This window comes from Rathayibacter iranicus NCPPB 2253 = VKM Ac-1602, assembly GCF_003149025.1.
GTDB classification, from domain to species: domain Bacteria; phylum Actinomycetota; class Actinomycetes; order Actinomycetales; family Microbacteriaceae; genus Rathayibacter; species Rathayibacter iranicus.
The window spans coordinates 1-23,817 of record NZ_QGDV01000015.1; the positions used below are offsets into that span (position 1 = coordinate 1).

A 23,817-nucleotide genomic window follows, 5' to 3' on the forward strand; every position below is an offset into this window, starting at 1 on the left:
ATACGACCAACGCGATCGAGTCCCTGAACTTCCAACTCCGGAAGATCATCAAGAACCGCGGCCACTTCCCGAACGACCAAGCAGCTGTGAAGCTGCTCTGGCTCGCGATCTGCAACATTGAGGACAAACGAGCCCGCGACCGCGCCAACGAGCGCGGCCTCTCCCACGGCGCGAAACGCAAAGCCGAAGGACGCCTCGTCGAAGGACAAGTCGTGACGAACTGGATGAAAGCCCTCGAACAGCTCTCCCTCGTCTATCCCGAACGCATCAACCGCTACCTCTAAACCCGAGACTCCACCCACTTACACACACAACTTGACAAGCTCGACGGTCTACGTCGGACACCCGCACCCGCAGACAGACCGGTACATCGAAGTGATCGCCGCGATGCGACCGCCGCGGACCCTGACGATCTTCCACGTCATGGAACTCAGCGAACTGTACCGGCACCTACTGAACTAAGGAGACGACGTGCACGACTACGACGACCTCGCCGCACGCGCAGAGCGCAGCGAACTCGCGCCCCTCCCCGGCACCCAGCTCCGCGGCGAGGAAGCCGCCGAGCACGCCCGCGCGGCGCTACTTGCAGCGACCGGCGCCGACACTCTGGACGATGCCGTGATCATCGCCCGCGGCCGACCCCGGCTCGACGCCGAGGAGCCGGTAGGACCCATGTGGAGGGTCCGTTCGACCAAGCCGCTCGATCAGAAAATCAGCCAGCTCGCCAAACGCCGCGGCGTCAGCAAGTCGCAGATCCTCCGCGAAGCCGCCGCCGCCTACGTCGAGGCCTCCTGATGAGGATCCCGCGGCCTGCTTTCGACCTGTGCTACTCAGCCTCGCAGACAACTCGGACGTCGTCGCTGAGCCGCTGAGTCGCTGAGCCGTTGAGCCGTTGAGCCACCGAAGGAAAAAGCCCTGCGATTCAGCCGCCCGATCGACCGAGACGCTTGCCGTGCGAGCAGTGCAACGGACGAGAAAGCTGAAAGCAACAGGTGAATTACCGGATAGATGGGGCATGAGGCACGCCACATGCGTGCCGCGCGCCTCATGCGCCTTAAGTCAGCCCTCGAATGAAAAGATGAGTTCTACGCCAGTGGGCGTCGTCTTCGCAGTCACTTCGTCCGTTAGCGCCTTATCGCTCGTCCAGGCACCGCTCGCCTCCGTTGTCTGAGCGGATCGACTGCTGCCGCAGGCGGTGGGGATCCACGGGGAGTACATGATGTTGGATGTATAAGCCGGCGACACCCCGGGCGGAGACGTAAATGAATACGAAACCCGCGTCCGAAAAGTGGCAGGTCCTTCCGAGCAAGGTGCGTTCGCGAAGCTGCTGTAGGTCTTGTTTGCTGGCGTGCCAAGCCAGGACTCTGTGTCGCCTGCCCAGCTTGCACCGTTCGATTTTTCTAAATATGCACGAATGTAGATTTCAGTCATGCCGACCGTGCAGATCATCGACCCTTCAGTGTTGATCCGCCCGCTGACATGCCCCGATGGGTGGGGATTGTTGGCTTTCATTGTACAGGCCCCAACTACTGCTGCATTAGCAGGCGTGGCCGTCATCCCTACTCCTATCGCCGCTAGTGCCACAGTTAGAGTAACTGCTGCCACTCGCCTGAATCCTTTATTTCCGTCGTTTTGCATGACTACACCTCTCCGCTATCTTATGGATTGGTGCGCAGAATTACGTCTTCTTGAGCGCCCGCCTCGTCGGCTGGGCTTCCTTTCAAGCGGTAGAAATCCATTGAACCAGCCCGCACGAGCAGCTCGAATGGATTCCCATTTGACTTCTCTTCCGCCCACTCAAGAGCCTCGTCGAGATTACACTCATCAAGTTCCCAGTCGTCCACCATCCACGAATACCCCTCGATTGGTGGTGGCGACCATAGGCGCACGCGAAAAATTGGACCGTCTTGAATCGTTACCGGTTCAACAACTCTCGCGTCCATACGCCCCCCAGTGCACGTTACCTCGACATGCGCGCACGCATTCGTTGCCCCAATTGGTGGACTCTGAGGAACCCACCGATTGATGACCATCAAACCCCCCTGAGCGGCCGAAACAACAGCTTGTATACCGCCGAATAGTGCGCTAAAAGGGGTCGTTTGCTCGAGTGACGGGACTTCGTGACCATCGCCATACGTGTCGTGTGGGTGCCTTCGCGCCCGGCGGGAAGCCGTCCGCGACACCCCATCTCATCCGCGCCATCACCGCCACGGAGGTGTTTCTCGTGAAGCACACGCTCGTCCAGCAACTCCGCACCGCGAGCGGGCGTGTATCGGGCCGCTCACGCGATACGGATGAGCTTCTTGTTCACGAACTCCTCCAGCGCGAGCCGGCCCATCTCGCGGCCGGTGCCCGAGCGCTTCACGCCGCCGAAGGGGAGCTCGGCCGCGTCGCCCAGCACCAGGTTGACCCAGACCATGCCCGCGTCGATCCGGTCGGCCAGACGCAACGCCTGCTCGGAATCGGTCGTATAGAGGTAGGAGCCGAGGCCGTACGGAGTGTCGTTCGCGAGCGCGATCGCCTCGTCCTCGTCGTGTACGCGGTAGAGCGCGGCGACGGGGCCGAAGAACTCCTCTCGGTAGGCGTCCATCTCGGGCGTCACATCTTCGAGCACGGCCGGCGGGAAGAAGTTGCCGGTCACGGTACCGCTCGCGCGCACGGTCGCGCCCTGCTCGCGCGCGGCGGCCACTTGCGCTTCGAGGCGCGCGGTGGCAGCAGAGGAGGAAAGCGGGCCGAGAACGGTGCCCGAGGCGAAAGGATCGGCCGGCTGCGCCCGGGTGAATGCCGCCGTGAATTTCTCGGCGAACGCGTCGTACAGCTCGTCGATCACGATGAAACGCTTGGCCGCATTGCAGGACTGGCCGTTGTTGTCTAGGCGCGCGGCGACCGCATCCTCCACCGCCTTGTCGAGGTCGTCGGTCGAGAGCAGCACGAACGGGTCGGAGCCGCCGAGCTCGAGCACGACCTTCTTGAGGTGGCGTCCGGCCAGCTCGGCCACCGCGGCGCCCGCGCGCTCGGAGCCCGTGACGGACACGCCCTGCACCCGCGGGTCGGCGATCACGGTGGCCACCTGCTCGTTCGTGGCGTAGAGGTTGACGTAGACGTCCGCCGGAGCGCCCAACTCGTCGGCCGCGGTGCGGAAGATGTCGGCGATGGCGGCCGCTGACTCCGGGCACTGGGGTGCGTGCTTGAGCAGGATGGTGTTACCGGCAACCACGTTCGGGCCGGCACAACGGGCCACCTGGTAATAGGGAAAGTTCCACGGCATGATGCCCAGCAGCACGCCCAGCCCAGCGCGGCGGATCAGCGCGGTGCCGGTGCCCTCGGCCACCTCGATCGGCTCGTCGGCGAGGAACGCCTCGCCGTTCTCGGCGTAGTAACGGTAGATGTCGGCCGCGAATCCCACCTCGCCCTGCGCCTGGTCGAACGGTTTGCCCATCTCGCGGACGATGATGGCAGCCAGCTCGTCGGCGCGCTCGACGTGCAGGTCGGCGACCCGGGCGATCAGGGCGGCGCGCGTGGCCACGGGCACGGTACGCGACCAGGTGGAGTAGGCCGCCTGCGCGGATCCGATCGCATCGGCGAGGGCTTCGTCGTCGATTGTGGGGTAGTCGCGAAGGGTCTCGCCCGAGGCCGGATCGATCACGGCGTAGTGGGTACTCATACGGACTGTGCTCCTTCGCTGTGCGGGGCCGGTGCGGTCGCGCCATACCGGGTCGGCCCGCCCATTTCGTCGGTGCTGGCAGGAGTGAACGCGTGATTGCGGGCTATTTTGGCACACGAACGGAGGAGAACGTGAGTGAGCGCGGGGCCCTGTGGGGATATATCGGTCTGCTATATTCTTCGAAGTGTCCTCCTCTTATTCCTCCGCGCAAAATCCGATCCTGAAGCAGCCGCTGGCCGTCTGGGCCGTCGCCTTCGCCGCGGTCATCGCCTTCATGGGCATCGGCCTGGTCGATCCGATCCTCCCGGCGATCGCCGAAAGCCTGGAGGCGACTCCAACCGAGACCTCGCTGCTCTTCACGAGTTACCTCGTCATCACCGGAGTGGTGATGTTTTTCACGAGCTGGCTATCGAGCCGCATCGGCGCCAAGAAGACGCTGATGATCGGGCTTGTCCTGATCGTCGTCTTCGCTGCACTCGCCGGCACCGCGGGCAGCGTCGAAGGCGTCATCGGCTTCCGTGCCGGCTGGGGCTTTGGCAACGCGCTCTTCATCTCGACCGCGCTCTCGACGATCGTCGGCGCGGCGAGCGGAGGCTCCTCCGCCGCGATCGTGCTCTACGAGGCCGCGCTGGGAATCGGCATCGCCATCGGCCCTCTGCTGGGCGGCCTGCTCGGCAGCGTCTCGTGGCGCGGACCCTTCTTCGGTACCGCCGTGCTGATGGCGATCGGGGTCATCGCCATCACGACACTGCTGCGCGAGGACGGTCCCCGGCCCACGCCGACTCCGCTCTCGGCTCCGTTCGCCGCACTCAAGGTCCCCGCGATCCGCACGCTCGCGGGCGCCGCTCTCTTCTACAACATCGGCTTCTTCGTACTGCTGGCCTATACGCCCTATCCGCTCGGGTTGGACGAGATGGGCCTCGGCTTCACCTTCTTCGGCTGGGGCTTGGGCGTCGCGATCACCTCGGTGTTCGTCGCGCCGCTTGTCACCGCCCGCCTGACGCGCACCGTGGTGCTGCGCTCAGTGCTGGTGCTGCTCGCCCTCGACCTGGTCGCCGGCGGACTGGCGATCTCGTCGCGGGTTGGCCTGATCGTCTGCATCATCGTCGGCGGCCTGCTGCTCGGCGTCGTCAACACGGTGTTGACCGAGTGCGTCATGGAGGCGACCGACCTGCCACGCTCCGTCGCCTCGTCCGCCTACTCGGGCGTCCGCTTCCTCGGCGGAGCGATCGCCCCGCCCGCCGCCTCCGCGCTGGCCGCTGCCATCTCGCCGGCATTTCCGATGTACGCGGCGGCTGGCGCCGTGGCCGCCGCCGCGCTGATCGTGCTCCTCGGCCGCCGCACCCTAGCCCGAGCCGACGCACACGAGCCCGAGCCCGAGCTCGTTGAGGCCCAGGCCATCACCTTCGGCGAGTAACGCGCGTCAATGCTCCTCTGCGTGCCGACTGATTCGTCGCGAAAGGTCGTCATCCGAGCAGAGTGACGACCGTTCGTGACGAATCGAACTCCGCGGACAGGGTGTGTTCGCGATCCGGCCTGTGGAGAACGGTTCGGGAGGCGCGGGAGGCGGCACAGTGGCCGGATGCACGAGCCCTCCGCGCTTCCGGCCGAGTTCCAGGACCGCGCCTTCACCGTTGCCGAGGCGCGCGCCGGCGGACTGAGCCGGGGGCGTCTGCGCAGCTCCGATCTCGGTCGCCCCTTCCACGGGATCCGCACCGCCGATCCGGACCCGGCCCTGCGTCTGCGCGCCGAGGCACTTCTCACGGCGGCCGGTCCGGGAGCTGTCCTCAGTCATCTGACGGCGGCGTGCCTCTGGCCGCTCGATCTCCCTCCCGCCGCCGCGGACGAGCCGCTGCACATTTGCGTCCGTTGGCCGAACCGTGCACCCCGGCATCGGAACGTCGTCGGCCACGCCGTCGCCGATCCCGAGGTCCGCCGCGTCGTGCGCCGCGGGCTCCCGGTAACCGACCCCGCGTCGCTCTTCTGCCACCTCGCTGCTCTGCTCGAGCTGGACGATCTCGTCGCGGTGGGCGACGCGCTGGTGCGCACGCCGGTCGTCGGCGATCCGGCGGATCCACGCCCCTGGGTTCCGCTGCCCGATCTGCAGGCGCGCGCGGCCGCCTTCCGCGGGCGGGGCGCCGTGCGGCTCCGCGAGGCCGCTGCTCTCGTGCGCGACGGGGCGGATTCGCGGCCGGAGTCGCGGTTCCGGGTCGCGTCGGTGCGGGCGGGAATTCCGGAGCCGCTGCTGCAGGTACCGCTGTACGACTCCGCCGGGAGGTTCGTCGGTCGGCCGGACGGCTGGTACCCCCGGGAGCGGGTGGCGTGGGAGTACGAGGGCGACGGGCACCGCACAAGCAACCGGCAGTTTGCGCGCGACCTCGGCCGCTACGACGACCTCGCCTCGATCGGCGTGCGGGTCGTCCGCATCGTCGGCGCCGAGTTCCTCCCCCACCCTGAGCGCGCGATCGAGCGCCTGCGCCGCGCACTCGCCGAGCGATCTCCGCGCCGGTGACCGTTGATTCGTCGCGAAGAGTCGTCACTCGGGCAGAATGACGACCGTTCGTGACGAATCAGTCGGGGCGACATCAGCGGGGCGACATCAGCGGAGTGACATCAGCGGAGTGACATCAGCGGAGTGCGTGCTTGATGTTGGTGCGGGCGAGCGCAACGGCCTCACCGGCTCCTCCGTTCATCACCATCTTCGACAGCGCCATCGTGAAGCCCTTCACCTGCGCGCCCGTGACGGTCGGGGGCAGCGAGAGGGCGAGCGGATCCGTCACCACGTCGACGAGCACCGGCCCACCCTCCGCAAGCGCCTCGCGCAGAGCCCCCTCCACCTCGCGCGGGTCCTCGACCCGCAGACCGCGGATGCCGACCGCCTCCGCCACCTTCGCGTAGTCGACCATCGGCACATCCACCGCAAAGTCGGGGAACCCATCGACCAGCATCTCGACCTTCACAAGCCCGAGCGTGGAGTTGTTGAACACGACGATCGTCACCGGCAGCCGGTACGCCGCGACCGTCACCAGCTCGCCCATCAGCATCGAGAGGCCCCCGTCGCCGCTGAGTGAGACGACCTGACGACCGGGGTAGGCGAGTTGCGCACCGACGGCCTGCGGAAGGGCGTTGGCCATCGAGCCGTGCGAGTAGGAGCCGATCAGACGGCGGCGGCCGTTGGGCGTGATGTAGCGCGCCTGCCAGACGTTGCCCATGCCGGTGTCCGCCGTGACGATCGCGTCGTCCGAGAGCAGGCCGTCAAGGGTAGAGGCGACCAGTTCGGGGTGGATCGGACTGCGGGTGCCGACCTCGGTGTACTTCCCGACGACTCCGGTCACTAGCTTCTCGTGCTTCTTCAGCGTCTTGTCGAGGAAGCGGTGGCCCTTGCGCTGCACGAGCGGGGTGAGGGCGGTGAGAGTCGCGGCCACGTCGCCGTGCACGGGATGCGCGACGCTCACGCGGCGGCCGAGCTTTGAGGCGTCGGTGTCGACCTGCGCGATGACGATCTCGGACGCATCCGGGAGAAACTGCTCGTAGGGGAAGTCGGTGCCGAGCAGGAGGAGCAGGTCGGCGTCGTGGATTCCGGCGTGCGCGGCTCCGTAGCCGAGCAGGCCCGTCATGCCGACGTCGTAGGGGTTGTCGTACTGGATCCACTCCTTGCCACGCAGACTGTGGCCGATCGGGGCCCCGACGAGCTCGGCGAACGCGACAACGTCGTCGTGGGCATTCCGCACTCCGGCACCGGCGAAGATCGCGACGGTCTTCGCCTCGTTGATGGCAGCGGCGAGCGCCGCCACGTCGGAGGCTGCGGGAACCAGCACGGGAGGCGCGGGCAGGACGAACGCGGGGAAGCCATCCACCGCCTCCAACTCCGCGATGTCGCCGGGAAGCGTGATGACGGCGACCCCTCGCAGGGCTACGGCGCTGCGCATCGCGGCGTTGACGACCCGCGGCGCCTGGGCCGCGGTCGAGATCAGTTCGCGGTAGTTCGAGCACTCCACGAAGAGCCGATCCGGGTGTGTCTCCTGGAAGTAGGAGGATCCGATCTCGACGCTCGGGATGTGGCTGGCGAGAGCGAGCACGGGAGCGGACGAGCGGTGCGCGTCGTAGAGGCCGTTGATCAGGTGCAGGTTGCCGGGTCCGCAGCTCCCCGCGCAGACGGCGAGCCTTCCGGTGAGCTGCGCCTCCGCGCCCGCGGCGAAGGCAGCCGCCTCCTCATTGCGCACGTGGATCCAGTCGATGCCTCCCTTCGCAGAACCGCCGCTGCGACGCACGGCATCGACGACCGGATTCAGAGAGTCCCCGACGATCCCGTAGATCCGGGATACGCCGGCGTCGATGAGTTGCGCGATGAGCTGGTCCGCGACCGTCTTGTGAGCCATGCAGCCCATTCGAACCGATCGTGTCGGCGTCCACCACTCCCTTGCATTTTGCGCAACGGGCGCAAAGAGAGGCTCCCTCAGTCCTACTCTGGGAGCCCACCGAGCGTCTGGAGTCGCCCATGCACCGTCGTCAATCCGCCCTCGTCCTGGCCGGAGCGGCCCTCACCCTCGGCCTGACCGGCTGCTCGGGCATCAACGCCATGATGGGCGGCGAGACGCGCGACGAGGAATCGGGGCAGATCATCAAGGGCGGCACGACCGAGGTGTTCCAGCTCCGGGTCGGCGACTGCCTGAACGGGGAGCTGAATGAGACGGCCACCGAGGTGACGGATGTGCCGACCGTGCCCTGCACGGAGCCCCACGTCTATGAGGTGTTTCAGAATCTGACCATGGCCGACGCCGGGTCGTACCCGGGTGAGGCCGTCGCCACGAAGCAGGCCCAGACCGACTGCGTCACCGCCTTCGAGTCGTTCACCGGCACGGACTATCTGGACTCGCCGTACGACTTCAGCTACTACTACCCCACGCAGGAGAGCTGGCGCAGCGGCGACCGCACGATCAACTGCCTGATCAGCAATCCGGACGGGCCGAGCACGGGAACTCTGGCGAGGACCGCCACCTGAGCCGGCGGCTCTGCGTTCGCAACCGAGGATGAAACGCGCCACAACCCCCCGGGGAGCCCATTTAGCTCCTCTCAACCTCGGTTGCGAACGGGGAACAGGCGCAGCAACAGTCCCGATCCGATCCACACGACCGCGATCCCCGCAATGAGCCAGGAAGCGCCGAACCCCGAGGCCGCGCCGGCAAGGACGGCGCCAACGGCAGCGGCCGCAGAGCGCAGGCCCGCGCCGATCGTGAACACCTGCGAGCGCACGGCCGCCGGGCTCTCCTGATCGCGCAGAAGGAACATCGCCGCGTTGGCAGGAGCCGTGAACACCCCGGCGACCGCGAAAGCGGCGATCGCGACGACGAGGCCGAAGTCCGGCGCGGCGACGAGCAGCGCGGTACCGGTCGCGATGTAGGCCGCTCCCATCGTCCAGGCGGGCGGCCGGCGAGTCCAGCGCCGAGCTGCGACCGCAGCCGCCCCGACCAGGCCGCCGACCGCGTAGGCAGTCAGGATCCACGCGGCTGCGGTGGCGGTACCGAGCCGTTCCATCGACAGGCTGATCGCGGCGACGCCGGCCGCGCCTCCCGCGACCTGGCTGAGCGTGCCCGCCGACGTCACGATCGCGATCGGTCGGTGCCGGACCAGATGGCTGACACCCGCCACGACCGTCCTGAGCACGCCAACGGTGGGCGCCGGACGCGCCTGCATCGCGAGGCCGAACGAGCCGACCACCCCGATCAGCGCGAGCACCGCCATCGCGAGCATCGCGCTGCGCGCTCCGCCCAGACCGACCGCGATGCCCACGATGGAGGGTCCGCTGATCGAGGCGACCGTGTACGAGAGCGAGTCCTGCGCGTAGGCGCGACGCGCATCCGGGATGGCACTGGTGACGAAGCTCGACATGCCGCCCATGTACACGGGCGTGGCGAGGCCGGCGATCAGCAGCAGCACCACGATCAGCGGAGTCGGCACGTCGCCGAGGAACGCGGCCACCCCGAAGGCCAGTGCCGTGGTGACGGCGGAGGCGATGAGCAGGCGGCGCGGGTGGCGCATCCGGTCGAGTACCGTGCCCACCAGCGGCGCCGCGATCACACTGGGGAATAGTGCCGCTCCGGTCAGCGCGCCACCGAGCGCGACGTCGTCGAGCCGCTCGACGGCGAGAACGGGGAGGGCGACGATCATCCCCGCGCCAGCGAGGCGGAGCGGGATCGACGCGGCCTGGTAGCTGACCGCACTCATGCGGCAGAAAAGAGGAACATCACGCTCGATGGTGCCACGCAAAGAGGTGACGGCCGACCGGGGCTCCGCGTCAGGACCGGGGCCGACGCCCCCGCAGCACGAGCTGCACCGCGGCCAACAGGAGCAGCGCCGCGAAGAGGATCCCGGACACGCGCGCGGGCAGGAGGAACGAGAGGGCGACTCCGGCGAACGAGAACGCCGTCGCGGTCAGACCCACGACCAGGCCGCCGCGGACGTCGAGCAGCCCCCGCCGCGCGTTCGCGATCGAGCCGGTGATCGCCGTCGGGATCATCGCGGCGAGCGAGGTGCCCTTGGCCAGCAGGTCGGCGAGGCCGAACGCTCCCACCAACACCGGGACGGCAATCGCTCCGCCGCCGATGCCAAAGAGACCGGAGGCGACGCCCATCGCACCGCCGAGGCCCGCGAATCCCGGCCAGACACCCCAGCCCTCCGCAACCTCGCCCGACTCGTTGGAGCCGAATACGGCCATCCTGACCGCCGCCGCGAGCAGGAGCGCGACGAACAGCCAGCGCAGCACGCCCAGCGGGAGCCGGGCGAGCAGCCACGACCCCGCGACGGCGCCGAGCATCGCGAAGGCCGCGATGACGGCGGCGGGGATCCACGCGACCTGCCCGGCGAGTGCGTAGCCGAAGGCCCCCGCGACAGACGTGGGCGCGATGGCGAGCAGCGACGTCGCGGAGGCGCGGCGCTGGTCCATCCCGGCCCATGCGATCAACATCGGCACCATCACTATCCCGCCGCCGACGCCGAAGGCACCGGAGAGGGTCCCACCAACAGCGCCGATGAGGGCCAAGACCACGAGGGACCGCGAGCGGACGCGCGTGTCATCGCTAGGGGCGGGTGCGGTCGTCTCGTTCGTCACGGCTCCATGGCACCACAGCGGGAGGGGGAGGGCGAATCGTCCGGCTCGCTGACAATTGCCTGGGCAGCGCTGACGTGACCGTGACGATCAGGGGAACCCGAGCGTCTCACCGGCATACCTCCCGGTCGATCGATCGGGTACCGAGCGAAATGAGGAGACCATGGCCACGAGCACCTCGACCACCACAGCCACCGCCGCCGCCGGCCGCACCGTGATCGACGACGGCGTCATCGCCAAGATCGCCGGTCTCGCGGCGCGCGACGTCGCCGGAGTGCACGCCCTCGGCGGAGGCGCGGCCCGCGCGATTGGCGCCATCCGCACGGCCATCGGCAACGATGACCGCAGCCAGGGCGTCAAGGTCGAGGTCGGCGAGCGCCAGGTCGCGGCCGACGTCACCATCGTCGCGGAGTACCCGGCTCCACTCCAGGACGTTGCCGAGAACGTACGGAGTGCCGTCGCCGGCGCGATCCAGCACATTGTGGGCATGGAGGTCGCTGAGATCAACGTGACCGTACAGGATGTGCACATCCCCGATGACGAGAATCGCGAGTCCGAGTCGCGTGTCTCCTGACCGCTCCCCCGCCGGTGCCCCGGGCCCCACGGCGCCGGGGCACCGGCGTGCTTGGACTTCACGGCTGTTCTCGTTCACTCGCGCAGTGGCGCCTTCGGGCAGAGGCAAACATCGGCTCGCCACCCGATCTGCGGCGGACGCAACATCCGCGGCACGTCCCGAACCTACGGCAGAACCAGAACAGGAGAAGCGACATGGAGACGTTATCTAGCCATCTTCTCGATCTCGATGACGCCGTTGCCCTCATCGGCGTGCTCGCCGCCGTGCAGGTGCTTGTCGACCGCGGCGAAGTCTCCCAGGAGGGGATTCGTGCCCTCCGCCACAGTCTCGAGCAGGGCTGTGCGCTTCTTCCTGGCAGTAATCGGAACGAGATCGCGATCGCTTTGGGAAGCCTGAATACGCGGCTGCGCGCGACGCTCGACTGAGGAACGAGGTCCTATAGCGTGCCACTGTCGTTCTGTCGACCTACCCGACAGGCCGGTATTTTGTCCGGTAATGTCCGATCTGGTCCTTGACGGCATTCGGGATCGATCACCCCGGCAGCACGAGGAGGCCCGACCGTGGACGGTGACCACTTCGTGCTCATGACCGCAACACCCTGGGACGACAGGACCGAGATCATCGGCGTGTACGCCTCCGAATCGTGGGCGCGCGAAGCCGCCTCCACCTGGATGGGAGCTGACGACCGTGAGGCCTTCCCACGGTGTGTGATCGAGGCCTGGAGCGGAGGGCACCGGCTCGACCGCGAGATCGTCGAGGGCATCGGGCTGGACAGCGAGGGCGACGAGAGTCTCGACGGACCCAGCCGGATCTGAGCGAGTTCCCGCGTGGCACCCAGCGCAGATGCCCGGGAACGCAGATGTCCGGGATCTGGGCGGGTCAGTAGGAGCCGGAGTCGACGCGAGCGGCGGATGAATCGCCCGCCAGCCGCGCGGTGAGGTCACCGAGGATCGTCGCGGAGCCGCTCGTACCGAAGCGGGTGACGCCCAGATCGCGGTAGGCGAGGAGCGTGTCGAGGTCCCGAACGCCGCCCGAAGCCTTCACCTGCACGGCCTCAGAGACGGCGCCGCGCATCAGGCGCAGGTCGTGCTCGTTGGCGCCGCCGCCGGCGAATCCGGTTGCTGTCTTCACGAAGTCGGCGCCTGCTCGCTCCGCGGCACGGCTGCCCTCGACGATCTGCTCGTCATCCAGGAAGCTCGTCTCGAGGATGACCTTCACGACGTGCCCGCTTGCCGCCTCGACGACCGCGCGAATGTCGTTCTCGACATCCTGGAGCAGGCCGGAGCGAAGGCGACCGATGTTGACGACCATGTCGAGTTCGACGGCGCCGTCCGTGAGCGCCTGGCGCGCCTCCGCCACCTTCGCCGCGGTGGACGTGGTGCCGTGGGGAAAGCCGATGACCGTGCCGACGAGGACGCCCGAGCCCTCGAGCCGGGCGACGGAGTGCGCGATGTCGGAGGGGCGGACGCACACGCTGAAAACGCCGGACGCGCGCGCCTCATCGAGCTGGGAGTCGACATCGCCGCGAGTCAATTCGGGCTTGAGGATCGCGTGGTCGATGAGCGCAGCGATCTCGGCGACGCTGGGCAGTCTGGAGTCGGTCATCCGGTCATTTTACGGCCCCACTCCCTCGATCACTCAGGGCCCGTCATCCATCGGATCACGGGCCCTGAGTCGTTCACACAACGAAATCGCTACCAGCTGGACTTGGTGATGCCGGGCAGCTCGCCGCGGTGGGCCATGTCGCGGAAGCGGACACGCGAGATGCCGAACTTCGTGAGGTTGCCGCGGGGGCGGCCGTCGACGGCGTCGCGCGAGCGGACACGGACGGGCGACGCGTTGCGGGGGAGCTTCTGCAGGCCGACGCGGGCGGCTTCGCGGGACTCGTCGGTCCCAGCCGGGTCGATGAGGGCCTTCTTCAGCTCAAGGCGCTTGGCGGCATGGCGCTCAACGACCACCTTGCGCTGCTCATTGCGGGCAATCTTGCTCTTCTTAGCCATATTTAGCGCTCCTCGCGGAAGTCGACGTGCTTGCGCACTACGGGGTCGTACTTCTTGAGTACGAGACGGTCGGGGTCGTTGCGGCGGTTCTTCTTGGTCACGTAGGTGTAACCGGTCCCGGCCGTCGATCGGAGCTTGATGATGGGACGGACGTCCTGCTGCTTTGCCATTAGATCTTCACCCCACGAGCGAGAATGTCTTTGACGACGGACTCGATGCCACGGGCGTCGATGACCTTGATGCCCTTGGCCGAGAGGGTCAGGGTGACGTTACGGCGAAGCGACGGAACGTAGTACGTCTTCTTCTGCACGTTCGGATCGAAGCGGCGCTTAGTGCGCCGGTGCGAGTGCGAGATGGCGTGCCCGAAGCCGGGGACGGCTCCGGTCACCTGGCAGACTGCTGCCATGGTTTCCTCCGTGTGTGGTTACCGTGGATCACGCGCGGCACGCAGCCTCGCCCGACCCACCCAAGGTCACTTGTCGGCGTACCGCCGCCCAGCCGGTGGGAGCCGCAGCTCCCGCCCGCGAGGGCAGCACGCAAGCGCGTGCAGATGCACGCAACTTTGTTACCCTACGCGCCCGCCACACCCCGCCGCAACACCTCCCCCACCGCGAGCTGGTCTCCGGGGCGAGCGGGTCTTACGGTCAGAGGGTGTCTGCGATTCTCGCCGGGTTTGGCTTTGGTCTCTCGCTCATCATGGCGATTGGCGCGCAGAATGCCTTCGTGCTTCGTCAGGGACTGCGTCGCGAGCATGTGCTGGTCGTCGTGGCGATCTGTGCGCTGTGCGACGCCGCTCTGATCGTGGTGGGGATTGCGGGGATCGGCGCGGTCCTTCAGTCGGCGCCGTGGCTGCTGGTGGTGATCCGCTGGGGCGGCATCGTCTTCCTCCTCGCCTACGCGGTGCTCGCCGCCCGACGCGCTCTGCGCCCAGGAACGCTTGACGGCGACCCGGCCGGCGCGTCCACCTCGCTCCGCACGGCGATCGGCACGTGCCTGGCGCTCACGCTGCTTAACCCGCACGTGTTCCTCGACACGGTCGTGCTGCTGGGCTCGGTCGCGAATTCATACGGCGAGGAGCGCTGGTGGTTCGGGGCGGGCGCCGCGGCGGGGAGCGTGCTGTGGTTCACCGCCCTCGGGTTCGGGGCTCGGGCGCTGCGTCCGCTGTTCCGGAGCCGCGTCGCGTGGCGGGTGCTCGACGCGGCCGTGGCGGTCGTGATGGTGGCGCTGGCGGTGTCGCTGGCCCTGCACTGAGACGGCGCGGCGGACTCGACCGCGCGGCGCACGGCGGCTTCAGGCCAGCCTCGGGGACGAGATCGAGAGGAGCAGCAGGGACTCGGCGTGCTGGACGTCCGGCGCGATCATCTGATCGGGGCCCTGCGGCGGGAGGGCGTGGGTTGCACGAGAGCGTCTCCGATGCAAGGGTCGGGGCGCGCGGGCGCCGTGTGCTGGGATGAAGGCGGCCGCCTCCGCCCCCTCCCGCTCCCCACTGTCGTGGCGCGGCCGATCCGACAGGACGCCCGTGTCCACGAGCCCCCGCTTCACTCTCTTCGCCCTGCCCGGACTCGGGCTCGACGGCCGTGCCTTCGACGCGCTGCGCCGTGAGCTCGCCGACGTCGCCGACCTCGTTGCGCTCGACCTGCCCGGCGGCTCCGGCACCTCGCTCGAGGCGATGACCGCCGCCACGATCCGCCGGATCCGCAAGCACGGCGCCTCCCGCTGGCTGCTCCTCGGGCACAGCATGGGCGGCAAGATCGCCTCGCTGGTCGCCTCTCGCACGATCACCGGCCGGTCGGGCCTGTTCGGGCTGGCCGGAGTCGTGCTGCTCGCCGGGTCGCCGCTCTCGCCCGAGCCGATGGCGGAGGAGCGCCGCTCCACCATGCTCGGCTGGGTCGATGACGGCCCACTCGACGAGGCGCAGGCGCGCGAGTTCATCGACCAGAACGTGGGATCGCCGTTGCCCGCCGAGACTAACGCGGAGGCGCTGGCCGAGCTGCGCCGCTCCTCCCCCGAGGGCTGGCGCGACTGGCTCGAGCACGGCAGCCGCGAGGACCGCACGGCCGAGGCCGCGCTCGACGCCGTACCGGCGCTCCTGATCGCGGGCGGCGAGGACGGCGACCTCGGTGTCGACGCACAGCGCCGCCTCAACGGCTCCCTCTACTCCCGCGGCCGGCTGCTCACGCTCGCGGGGGCGGGCCACCTGCTGCCGTTCGAGCGTCCGGCAGAGGTGGCCGCCGCGATCCGGCGGTTCTGGGAGGAGGAGGCCGGGGTCGCGCCGATCGTGCCGGCCGACGTGGGCGCGATCATCGCCTCCGCCCGCACCTCGGCGCGGGTGCGCGGCCTGCTCGCCGTGCGCGCGCTTGCCGACGACCCGGAGTACGCGCCGCGAGCCCTGACCGCCGCGCAGCTCACCGACCTCCGCGCGATCGCCGACCGGGTGGTTCCGCAGGAGGGCGGCCGGATCGACCTGGCCGCCCGCGTCGACACGCAGCTCGCGAACGGCGAGGGCGACGGCTGGCGCAACGCGGACCTGCCGGCCGACCCGGTCGCCTACGGGCTCGCGCTCGATACTCTCCGCGGCTTCGCCGACCTCGGCGCCGACGAGCAGGATGCCTGGCTGAGGGCGGTCGCCGACGGGACGGCCACACCAGGCCAGCTCAGTGCCGACCAGCTCAGTGCCGACCAGCTCAGTGCCGACCAGCTGACCGCCTGGTTCGAGGACTGCCGCGTCGACCTGGTGAAGCAGTGGCTGGCACACCCCGCCTCGATGGCGCGGATCGGCTACGACGGCTACGCCAGCGGCGGCGACACGCTTGCGCTCGTGACGGGCTTCCGGCTGCTCGGCGCCGACGATCGCGAGAACTGGGAACCGACCACGAGGGATCACCGATGAACACGACCGGCATGCGCCGCTTCCCGCTGGACGAGACGGTCGACGCCGTTGTGATCGGCACGGGAGCGGGCGGTGCGCCGCTGCTCTCGGCGCTCGCCGCTCGCGGACTGCGCGTGGTGGCGCTCGAGGCCGGGCCGCACGTCGATCCGCTCGGGCACACGGCCGACGAGACGGCTGCCGTCGAGACGGCGGCCGTGGAGATCAATTGGATGCAGGAGCGCCTCAGCGGAGGCGAGACCCCCACCGCCTTCGGGCAGAACAACAGCGGCCGCGGGGTCGGCGGCTCAACGCTGCACTGGGGGGCGTTCACGCCGCGTCCCGACCCGCGCGACCTGCGGCTGCGCAGCGACTGGGGGGTCGGCCGCGACTGGCCGATCGAGTACGCGGAGCTCACCGCGTACATCGAGCGGGTCGAGGCGTCGATCGGAGTGGCGGGGCCGGCGGAGTACCCGTGGGACCCGGCGCGCCCGCCGCCGTGCTGAGCGGGGCGCGGGACGACGGCCGCCCCGCCTGCGTCAACTGCGGCCAGTGCCACCAGGGGTGCCGGACCGGCGCGAAGACGAGCATGGACGTGACCTCTCTGCCGGAGGCGGTGCGGGCCGGCGCCGAGATCCGCGCCGACTCGTTCGTGCACGGGATCAAGCTGGACACCGCGGGCCGGGTGCGCGCCGTGGTCTACACGAGCGGCGGAGTGGAGCACCGGCAGCGCTGCTCCGCTCTGTTCCTCTGCGCGGGCGGAATCGAGACGCCGCGGCTCCTGCTGCACACGGGTCTGGCGAACAGCAGTGGGCAGGTGGGGCGGAACTTCCTGACCCACGGTGCCACCCAAGTGTGGGGGACGTTCGAGAGCGAGATGCGCGGCTACCGCGGGTATCCCTCCTCCGCGATGAGCGAGGAGACTGTGCGGCCGGTCGACGCTGACTTTGCGGGCGGGTACCTGATCCAGAGCCTCGGCGTGATGCCGTTGACCTACGCCACGGCGCTCGCCCGCGGTGGCGGACTGTGGGGCCGTGAGCTGATGGAGGCGCTCGACGGCTACCGTTACGCCGCGGGGGTCGGGATCAACGCCGAGTGCCTGCCCGCGGACGGCAACCGGCTGGAGTTGACCGACGAGCTGGACGAGCACGGGGTGCCGAAGGCGCGTGTCACGTTCTCGGCGGGCGCGAATGAGGAGGCGATCGACCGGCACGCGATTCGGACGATGACCGCGATCGTGGAAGCGGCGGGCGCGACGAGCACTCGGGTGCTGGCGCGCACGGCGCATACGCTCGGTACGGTGCGGATGGGGACGGATGCTGGCGACGCGGTGGTCGACTCCGACGGCCGTAGCTTCGACGTGCCGAGCCTGTGGGTGTGCGACACCTCGGTGTTCCCGAGCTCGCTGATCGCGAATCCGGCGCTGACGACGATGGCGCTCTCGCTGCGGACGGCGGACCGCTTCCTGGCGGCGTAGGGCAGAGTTCAGGCAGGGCAGGGCAGGGCATCAGAACGGCGGTGGGCGGTCGTCGAAGCTCGGGCGGGGGCCTGATCGCAGTCGCGCCTCGAGGGCCGGTGGCCGGGTCGTGATGCGGCGACCGGTGGGGGTGGTCCAGTCGGCGGTGCCGTCGGGGTGAAGGACGTAGATCCAGCGATCGCCGTGTCGCACGTGGTGGTGGGCGACGCAGAGGCTGGCGAGGTTGCCGGGATCGGTGCCACCTCCGTTGCGCCATTCGATGACATGGTCGGCCTCGGCGCCGCTGGCGGAGCGGGTGCAGCCGGGGAACCTGCAGGTCACGTCACGGAGCTGGAGGAGGAGGCGCAGCTCGCGGTGCGGGAGTCGGCGGGTGCGACCGACCGAGAGGACGGCGCCCGTGCGTGGCTCGGTCATCACCCGGGTGACGGTCGCGGGGAGGAGGTTCCGGGCGGTGCCGGCGGGGATCGGACCGTAGCCGTCGAGTTCGGCGGGGGCGTCGTCGAGGCCGGAGGCGGTGCTCGCGGCCAGGGTGACGCGCACCTCGGCGCGCACACCCGGGACCAGGGTCGGAGCGGGGCGATTGGCGCCGGCCTCGTCGGGGATCGTGCCGATGACGTCGGCGTCGCAGAGGATGTCGGCCAGGGCGTCGGCCCGCAGCTGCGCGAGGGTGCGCTCGTCGCCCCCGTTGAGACCAGGGACGGGGGCGCCCTCGGCACCCGGTTCGCTTCCTTCGGCCCGAGCACTTTCCGCGGCACCAGCACTTCTCGCGGCACCATCGCTTCTCGCGGCACCAGCACTTTCCGCGGCACCAGCACTTCTCGCGGCACCATCGCTTCCCGCGGCACCATCGCGGAGGATCCGAGCGATCCGGTCAAGACGCGCGTACACCCCCACCGCGACCGATGCCGGGAGGAGAGCGCAGAGCGTCGCCATGCCGTCCACTTCGGGGCTCAGCCACACAGCGCGGTCCTCGCGGGCGCGTCGGTGGCGTTCTGCGAGAGGCTGCTCGTGAAGCTCCTCGCGGAGCCTCGCCAGAGCACGCCGCAGTTGCGTCGGGGTGGACCGGGCGGCGAGATCGGCGGCCCGCGCGTCGAATTCCGCCCGGGAGCCCGGTGGCAGGGTGGCCGCGACCGCGCACACGGCCTGGCCCGCCTCCCAGCGCAGCCGCGCCTCGGCGAGCGCGGAACGGGTGGCCGGCAGATCCTCGACGAGGAGCCGCGCATTCTCGAGCTCGCGAGAGGCGACCCGCTCGGAGACTCCGAGGGCGACCGCGAACTCGGCACGGATCGATCGCTCGGCGAGCTCGCTCGAGACGTGCGGCGCCGACCCTCGGGCGAATGATTCCGGACGCTCGAGCGCGATGCGGTACCCGGCGTACAGCTCCTCGGCCGACGCCAGGAGCAGCGGAGACGCCGAGCGGGCGAGCGCTGCGGCCCGATCGCCGCGTGCGCGCACCTCGCCGAGCGCCGCCTCCGCCGCTGCCAGTGTCGCTCCGTGTGCTCTCATACATGTATTGAACCAGTGACCACCGACAGCGGGGCGCGAATCGTCCTGTTCCGGACAATCTCCCCCTGAATCGGCCCTGTGGAGGGACGTATTCAGCACTCACAGAGCAATCGACCCTCCGTCCAGCTCAAGGCGCCGACGGCTCAGGCGTACCGCCCCGCCACCTCGGCCAGGCACTCGCGGAAGACCCGGACGGCGGGCGAGGACAGGCCCGCCTCGCGCTGGGCCGTGAAGATCGTGCGGAGCGGAGTGCCCGGCAGGTCGAGGAGGCGACAATCCGGCTCCTCGCCTGCCCAGACCAGGTCGGGCATCAGGGCGACGGCGTGGCCGGAGGCGGTGAGGCGGATCTGCGCCTGGAGGTCGGCGGTCTCGAAGCGGACGTCAGGTTCAAAGCCCGCGACGCGGCAGGTCTGCTCGGCGAAGTGGCGGCTCGCGGTGCCGCGCGGCTCCATCACCCAGGCGCAGTTGCGGGCGGAGGCGAGGTCGCGCACGGCGGAGTCACGGCTCACCGCGAGCCGGATCGCGTCGGTCGTGAGGTCGCTGCGCACCAAACCCGGGAGCCACGAGGTGGAGTGCCCGGGGTACTGCTCGGCGACAACCAGGTCGAACTCCCGCGCCCAGGAGGTCTCGTGCAGCGCCCCCTCCGGCTCACGCTGCACCATCTCGACGCGCACCTCCGGGAAGCGCTCGGCAACCGCGCGCAGCGCCCCCGGCATCAGCGCGAGCGCCGCCGACTGAAACACCGCCACGCGCACCCTCCCCGTCACCGACTCGCCCGACGCGGCGAGCGCCGCCTCCGCCCGCTCGAGCAGGGCCAGCACCTCGCCCGCCGCCTCGACCAGAATCTCGGCCTGCGGTGTGAGCTGGACGCGCCGCCCGGACTTGCGCAGTAGCTCGACGCCGGTCTCACGTTCGAGCACGGCGAGCTGCTGCGAGACGGCAGACGGACTGTAGGCAAGGGCCTCGGCAGCGGCGGCCAGGGTCCCGCGGATGGCGACCTCGCGCAGGAGGACCAGGCGGCGGACATCGAGCACGCCGCACCTCCCGACGTTCAGCTGAGCTAACCGGTACCGGTAAGGAACGGTCGCTTCTACTCAACGATACTCGGCCCGATACTGGAGGGATTGACTCTCAGAGCAGAAGGACCGCACCATGACGGATCTCGCCAACCCCGCTCTCGCCACCGGCGCCCCCGCCCCCGACTCCGTCGACCCCCACCTCATCGACGAGAGCGTCGCTCTGGTGCGCCGCTGGCTGTGCGAGGCCTCCGCGATCCCCACCGACGCCTCCGGGACGCAGCTCGCGGGCGTGCTAAAGGATCCGTCGGGCCTTGACTTCACGGTCGGCTTCGTCGACGGCGTCGTCCGCCCCGAGGACACCCGCGTGGCCGCCGCGGCGCTGCGCTCGATCGCGGGCCGGGTCCCCCGGTTCCTCCCGGCTCCGATGCGCGGTGCGGTCGCCCTGGGTGGCGTAGTGGCGCCGCTGCTCCCCGACGTCGTGGTGCCGATCGCGCGCCGGGTGCTGCGGCGGATGGTCGGCCACCTCATCATCGACGCGACCGACTCGCGCCTCGGCCCGGCCATCGCCGCGATCCGCCGCGACGGCGTCAGGCTCAACATGAACCTGCTCGGCGAGGCCGTCCTCGGGTGCGCGGAGGCGCAGCGCCGGCTCGAGGGGACGCACCGCCTCCTCGCCCGAGACGACGTCGACTACGTCTCGATCAAGGTCTCCTCCAGCGTCGCTCCGCACAACCCGTGGGCGTTCGAGGCGGCGGTCGAGGACATCGTCGAGGAACTGGCGCCGCTGTTCGCGCGGGCCGCCTCCTCCACTCCGGCGAAGTTCATCAATCTCGACATGGAGGAGTACAAAGACCTCGACCTCACCATCGCGGTCTTCACGCGGATCCTCGACCGGGCGGAGTTCGCCGACCTCGAGGCCGGCATCGTGCTCCAGGCCTACCTGCCCGACGCGCTTTCGGCGATGATCCGCCTCCAGGAGTGGAGCGCGGCCCGTCGCGCTCGCGGCGGAGCGGGCATCAAGGTCCGGCTGGTCAAGGGCGCGAACCTGCCGATGGAGCAGGTCGAAGCCTCCGTGCACGGCTGGCCGCTGGCCACCTGGAGCACGAAGCAGGACTCGGACACCAACTACAAGCGCGTCATCGACTATGCGCTGCACCCCGAGCGGATTCGGAACGTGCGGGTCGGCGTCGCGGGGCACAACCTCTTCGACGTCGCCTACTCGTGGCTACTCGCGGGCACGCGCGGTGTCCGCGAGGGGATGGAGTACGAGATGCTGCTCGGCATGGCGCAGGGCCAGGCGGAGGCGGTGCGCCGCACGGTCGGCTCGCTCCTGCTCTACACGCCTGTCGTCGCGCCGGCCGAATTCGATGTGGCAATCGCCTACCTGATCCGTCGGCTGGAGGAGGGCGCGTCGAGCCAGAACTTCATGTCGGCAGTGTTCGAACTCGAGGCCGACCCGGCGCTGTTCGCCCGCGAGGAGGAGCGGTTCCGCGCCTCCGTCTCTGCACTGGATCGCGCCGTGCCCTCGGCGCACCGCGTGCCGGAGCGTTTCGCCGCCGCCGGTCGCCCCGGTTTCGGCGACTTCCGCAGCACCCCTGATACCGACCCGTCGGTGGCCGTGAACCGCGAGTGGGCGCAGGCGATCCTCGCGCGCGTCCCGGAGTCGCGAGCGGGCGTCGATGCGATCGAGGCGGCCACGATCACGACTCGCGACGAGTTGGAGCAGGCCCTCGCGGTCACGCGCGCGAGCGGCTGGAGCGACGTTTCGGCCGACGAGCGCGCGCGCATCCTGCACCGCGCGGGCGACGAGCTGGAAGCCCGTCGTGCCGAACTCCTGGAGGTGATGGCGGCCGAGGGCGGCAAGACCCTCGACCAGGGCGACCCAGAAGTCTCAGAGGCGATCGACTTCGCGCACTACTACGCCGAGCGGGCCCGAGAGCTCGACGCGATCGACGGCGCGCGCTTCCACCCGGCCGCACTGACCCTCGTCGCTCCGCCGTGGAACTTCCCGGTCGCGATCCCGGCCGGCGGCACCCTCGCGGCGCTGGCAGCCGGCTCCGCCGTGGTGCTCAAACCCGCAGGTCCGACCGCCCGCTGCGGAGCCGTCGTGGCCGAGGCACTGTGGGCGGCAGGCGTGCCCCGTGAGGCTCTGCGGCTGCTCCGCCTGCCCGAGGACGACCTCGGCCGCCACCTGATCGCGTCCTCCGCCGTCGACCGCGTCATCCTCACGGGGGCCTACGAGACGGCGGAACTGTTCCGCTCGTTCCGCCACGACCTGCCGCTGCTCGCCGAGACGAGCGGCAAGAACGCGATCATCGTCACCCCGTCGGCTGACCTGGACCTCGCGGTGAAGGACGTGGTCGCGAGCGCGTTCGGTCACGCCGGCCAGAAGTGCTCGGCCGCTTCGCTCGTGGTGCTGGTCGGCTCCGTCGCCCGCTCGAAACGGTTCCGCGCGCAACTGCTCGACGCGGTCGCCTCGCTGACGGTCGGCTACCCGACTGACCCCGCCTCGCGGATGGGACCGGTGATCGAGCCCGCCGCCGGCAAGCTGCTGCGCGGGCTGACGATGCTCGGCGCCGACGAGACGTGGCTGCTGGAGCCGCGTCGACTCGACGGCTCCGGCCGTTTGTGGAGCCCAGGCGTACGCGACGGCGTGCGGCGCGGCTCCGATTTTCACCGCGTCGAATACTTCGGGCCGATCCTCGGGATCATGACCGCGCCGACCCTCGACGAGGCCATCGCTCTGGTCAACGAGGTCGAGTACGGCCTCACATCGGGACTGCACGCACTCGATCCGGCCGAGATCGGCACGTGGCTGGAGGGGATCCACGCCGGCAATCTCTCCGTGAACCGCGGGATTACCGGCGCGATCGTGCAGCGGCAGCCGTTCGGCGGCTGGAAGAAGTCGGCCGTGGGCCCGGGCACCAAGGCGGGTGGGCCGGACTACCTGCTCGGGCTCGGCTCGTGGAGCGCCGTTCCAGCGAAGGCGACCGCACCGGTCCCACCGTCGGCCTCGCGGCTGGTCGCGGCGGCACTGGCCGAACTCTCGGCCCAGGAGTCGGCGACCGTCGAGCGCACCGCGCGCAGCTGCGCGGCCGCGTGGGCCGAGCACATCGGTAGCTCCCGCGATGTCACGGGGCTGGAGGCGGAGCGCAACGTGTTCCGGCACCTGCCCTACGACTCCGCCGTGCTGGTGCGCCTCGCCGTCGGGGAGCCAGTGGGCTCGCTCGTGCGCGTGGCCGTCGCGGCGGCGACCGCGCAGGCGCGCGTGGTGCTCTCGAGTGCGTCGGCGCTACCTCCGCAGCTCGCCGAGGCGCTCGGCGCGGCGGCGACGATGGTCATCGTCGAGGACGACATCGCCTGGGAGGCACGGGTGCGCGCCCACGGGGCAGGGCGGATCCGGCTGCTGGGCGCCGACGCCGCCTCCATCACTGCCGCGACCGGCGGACGCCCGGACCTCGCGGTCTACGCGGGTGAGGCGACAGAAGCGGGCCGCCTCGAGCTGCTGCCGTTCGTGCGCGAGCAGGCTGTCTCGATCACGGCCCACCGCTTCGGTACGCCGAACCACCTCACGGACGCGCTCCTCTAACCCCGCCCACCGCCCGC

General features: G+C 69.7%; 26 protein-coding genes. 14 read left to right on the forward strand and 12 right to left on the reverse strand.

Annotation, left to right across the window (positions count from 1 at the left end; genetic code table 11):
• The 3 genes from B0H03_RS13120 to B0H03_RS13125 all read left to right on the forward strand — a co-directional run.
• A partial coding sequence (locus B0H03_RS13120) for a transposase (protein ID WP_207774250.1) occupies nt 1-284 on the forward strand: 284 nt, incomplete at its 5' end.
• Nucleotides 285-315: 31 nt separating this feature from the next.
• Complete coding sequence (locus B0H03_RS16675) at nt 316-462, forward strand: hypothetical protein (RefSeq protein ID WP_164860200.1); 147 nt, start codon at nt 316-318, stop codon at nt 460-462.
• Between the two features lie 9 nt (nt 463-471).
• Nucleotides 472-795, forward strand: coding sequence for a ribbon-helix-helix protein, CopG family (locus tag B0H03_RS13125; protein WP_104265481.1), 324 nt, complete (start codon nt 472-474; stop codon nt 793-795).
• Nucleotides 796-1,059: 264 nt separating this feature from the next.
• Here B0H03_RS13125 and B0H03_RS16280 read toward each other — a convergent pair whose 3' ends face one another.
• The 3 genes from B0H03_RS16280 to B0H03_RS13130 form a co-directional block, all read right to left on the reverse strand.
• The gene (locus B0H03_RS16280; protein ID WP_127843991.1) at nt 1,060-1,557 is read right to left on the reverse strand and encodes a hypothetical protein; all 498 of its coding nucleotides are present in this window, start codon (nt 1,555-1,557) and stop codon (nt 1,060-1,062) included.
• Nucleotides 1,558-1,658: 101 nt separating this feature from the next.
• Nucleotides 1,659-1,847, reverse strand: coding sequence for a hypothetical protein (locus B0H03_RS16285; RefSeq protein WP_127843992.1), 189 nt, complete (start codon nt 1,845-1,847; stop codon nt 1,659-1,661).
• 434 nt (nt 1,848-2,281) lie between these two features.
• A complete protein-coding gene (locus tag B0H03_RS13130; RefSeq protein ID WP_104265482.1) occupies nt 2,282-3,664 on the reverse strand; it encodes an NAD-dependent succinate-semialdehyde dehydrogenase in 1,383 nt (460 codons plus the stop codon).
• A 184-nt stretch (nt 3,665-3,848) separates the two neighbouring features.
• Between B0H03_RS13130 and B0H03_RS13135 the strand changes: the two genes are divergently transcribed.
• Both B0H03_RS13135 and B0H03_RS13140 read left to right on the forward strand, forming a co-directional pair.
• Nucleotides 3,849-5,081, forward strand: coding sequence for an MFS transporter (locus B0H03_RS13135; protein ID WP_104265483.1), 1,233 nt, complete (start codon nt 3,849-3,851; stop codon nt 5,079-5,081).
• 165 nt (nt 5,082-5,246) lie between these two features.
• Nucleotides 5,247-6,176, forward strand: coding sequence for a hypothetical protein (locus B0H03_RS13140; protein WP_104265484.1), 930 nt, complete (start codon nt 5,247-5,249; stop codon nt 6,174-6,176).
• A gap of 115 nt (nt 6,177-6,291) precedes the next feature.
• Here the strand turns inward: B0H03_RS13140 and B0H03_RS13145 are convergent, their stop codons facing one another.
• Nucleotides 6,292-8,043: a pyruvate dehydrogenase gene (locus B0H03_RS13145; protein WP_104265514.1), complete on the reverse strand. Its 1,752-nt coding sequence runs from the start codon at nt 8,041-8,043 to the stop codon at nt 6,292-6,294.
• Nucleotides 8,044-8,162: 119 nt separating this feature from the next.
• Here B0H03_RS13145 and B0H03_RS13150 point away from each other — a divergent pair, with 119 nt between their 5' ends.
• Nucleotides 8,163-8,666 carry a septum formation family protein gene (locus tag B0H03_RS13150; RefSeq protein ID WP_104265485.1) on the forward strand — a complete coding sequence of 168 codons (504 nt, stop codon included), beginning with the start codon at nt 8,163-8,165 and terminating at the stop codon, nt 8,664-8,666.
• 71 nt (nt 8,667-8,737) lie between these two features.
• On the opposite strand, the gene B0H03_RS13155 is transcribed toward B0H03_RS13150, so the two are convergent.
• On the reverse strand, nt 8,738-9,889 hold the full coding sequence (locus tag B0H03_RS13155; protein WP_104265486.1) for an MFS transporter: 1,152 nt from the start codon (nt 9,887-9,889) through the stop codon (nt 8,738-8,740).
• 70 nt (nt 9,890-9,959) lie between these two features.
• Nucleotides 9,960-10,772 (reverse strand): sulfite exporter TauE/SafE family protein, encoded by an 813-nt coding sequence (locus B0H03_RS13160; protein WP_104265487.1) that lies wholly within the window; start codon nt 10,770-10,772, stop codon nt 9,960-9,962.
• Nucleotides 10,773-10,932: 160 nt separating this feature from the next.
• Between B0H03_RS13160 and B0H03_RS13165 the strand changes: the two genes are divergently transcribed.
• From B0H03_RS13165 to B0H03_RS13175, 3 genes are all read left to right on the forward strand, one after another.
• Complete coding sequence (locus tag B0H03_RS13165; protein WP_104265488.1) at nt 10,933-11,343, forward strand: Asp23/Gls24 family envelope stress response protein; 411 nt, start codon at nt 10,933-10,935, stop codon at nt 11,341-11,343.
• Between the two features lie 194 nt (nt 11,344-11,537).
• Nucleotides 11,538-11,768, forward strand: a complete 231-nt coding sequence (locus B0H03_RS13170; RefSeq protein ID WP_104265489.1) for a hypothetical protein — start codon at nt 11,538-11,540, stop codon at nt 11,766-11,768.
• Nucleotides 11,769-11,903: 135 nt separating this feature from the next.
• Nucleotides 11,904-12,158, forward strand: a complete 255-nt coding sequence (locus tag B0H03_RS13175) for a hypothetical protein (RefSeq protein ID WP_104265490.1) — start codon at nt 11,904-11,906, stop codon at nt 12,156-12,158.
• Nucleotides 12,159-12,222: 64 nt separating this feature from the next.
• Here the strand turns inward: B0H03_RS13175 and deoC are convergent, their stop codons facing one another.
• The 4 genes from deoC to rpmB all read right to left on the reverse strand — a co-directional run bounded on the left by deoC (nt 12,223) and on the right by rpmB (nt 13,749).
• Nucleotides 12,223-12,948 (reverse strand): deoxyribose-phosphate aldolase, encoded by a 726-nt coding sequence (gene deoC, locus B0H03_RS13180; protein WP_181075070.1) that lies wholly within the window; start codon nt 12,946-12,948, stop codon nt 12,223-12,225.
• Between the two features lie 89 nt (nt 12,949-13,037).
• On the reverse strand, nt 13,038-13,343 hold the full coding sequence (gene rpsN / locus B0H03_RS13185; protein ID WP_104265491.1) for a 30S ribosomal protein S14: 306 nt from the start codon (nt 13,341-13,343) through the stop codon (nt 13,038-13,040).
• Nucleotides 13,344-13,345: 2 nt separating this feature from the next.
• On the reverse strand, nt 13,346-13,513 hold the full coding sequence (gene rpmG / locus B0H03_RS13190) for a 50S ribosomal protein L33 (protein WP_027692168.1): 168 nt from the start codon (nt 13,511-13,513) through the stop codon (nt 13,346-13,348).
• Nucleotides 13,513-13,749 carry a 50S ribosomal protein L28 gene (rpmB, locus tag B0H03_RS13195; protein ID WP_055786157.1) on the reverse strand — a complete coding sequence of 79 codons (237 nt, stop codon included), beginning with the start codon at nt 13,747-13,749 and terminating at the stop codon, nt 13,513-13,515. The genes rpmG and rpmB overlap by 1 nt, the downstream gene beginning before the upstream one ends.
• Before the next feature lie 245 nt (nt 13,750-13,994).
• Between rpmB and B0H03_RS13200 the strand changes: the two genes are divergently transcribed.
• The 4 genes from B0H03_RS13200 (at nt 13,995) to B0H03_RS13210 (ending at nt 17,686) form a co-directional block, all read left to right on the forward strand.
• The gene (locus B0H03_RS13200; protein ID WP_241560445.1) at nt 13,995-14,594 is read left to right on the forward strand and encodes a LysE/ArgO family amino acid transporter; all 600 of its coding nucleotides are present in this window, start codon (nt 13,995-13,997) and stop codon (nt 14,592-14,594) included.
• A 268-nt stretch (nt 14,595-14,862) separates the two neighbouring features.
• A complete protein-coding gene (locus B0H03_RS13205) occupies nt 14,863-16,233 on the forward strand; it encodes an alpha/beta hydrolase (RefSeq protein WP_160487365.1) in 1,371 nt (456 codons plus the stop codon).
• The gene (locus tag B0H03_RS17135) at nt 16,230-16,715 is read left to right on the forward strand and encodes a GMC family oxidoreductase (RefSeq protein WP_237399577.1); all 486 of its coding nucleotides are present in this window, start codon (nt 16,230-16,232) and stop codon (nt 16,713-16,715) included. The genes B0H03_RS13205 and B0H03_RS17135 overlap by 4 nt, the downstream gene beginning before the upstream one ends.
• Nucleotides 16,709-17,686 carry a GMC oxidoreductase gene (locus B0H03_RS13210; RefSeq protein WP_241560511.1) on the forward strand — a complete coding sequence of 326 codons (978 nt, stop codon included), beginning with the start codon at nt 16,709-16,711 and terminating at the stop codon, nt 17,684-17,686. The genes B0H03_RS17135 and B0H03_RS13210 overlap by 7 nt, the downstream gene beginning before the upstream one ends.
• 30 nt (nt 17,687-17,716) lie before the next feature.
• Here the strand turns inward: B0H03_RS13210 and B0H03_RS13215 are convergent, their stop codons facing one another.
• Together B0H03_RS13215 and B0H03_RS13220 are read right to left on the reverse strand one after the other, a co-directional pair.
• The gene (locus B0H03_RS13215) at nt 17,717-19,192 is read right to left on the reverse strand and encodes an HNH endonuclease signature motif containing protein (RefSeq protein ID WP_104354013.1); all 1,476 of its coding nucleotides are present in this window, start codon (nt 19,190-19,192) and stop codon (nt 17,717-17,719) included.
• A 143-nt stretch (nt 19,193-19,335) separates the two neighbouring features.
• A complete protein-coding gene (locus B0H03_RS13220; protein WP_104265494.1) occupies nt 19,336-20,226 on the reverse strand; it encodes a LysR family transcriptional regulator in 891 nt (296 codons plus the stop codon).
• A gap of 118 nt (nt 20,227-20,344) precedes the next feature.
• On the opposite strand from B0H03_RS13220, the gene B0H03_RS13225 reads away from it, so the two are divergent.
• Complete coding sequence (locus B0H03_RS13225) at nt 20,345-23,800, forward strand: bifunctional proline dehydrogenase/L-glutamate gamma-semialdehyde dehydrogenase (protein ID WP_104265495.1); 3,456 nt, start codon at nt 20,345-20,347, stop codon at nt 23,798-23,800.
• Nucleotides 23,801-23,817 lie beyond the last annotated feature (17 nt).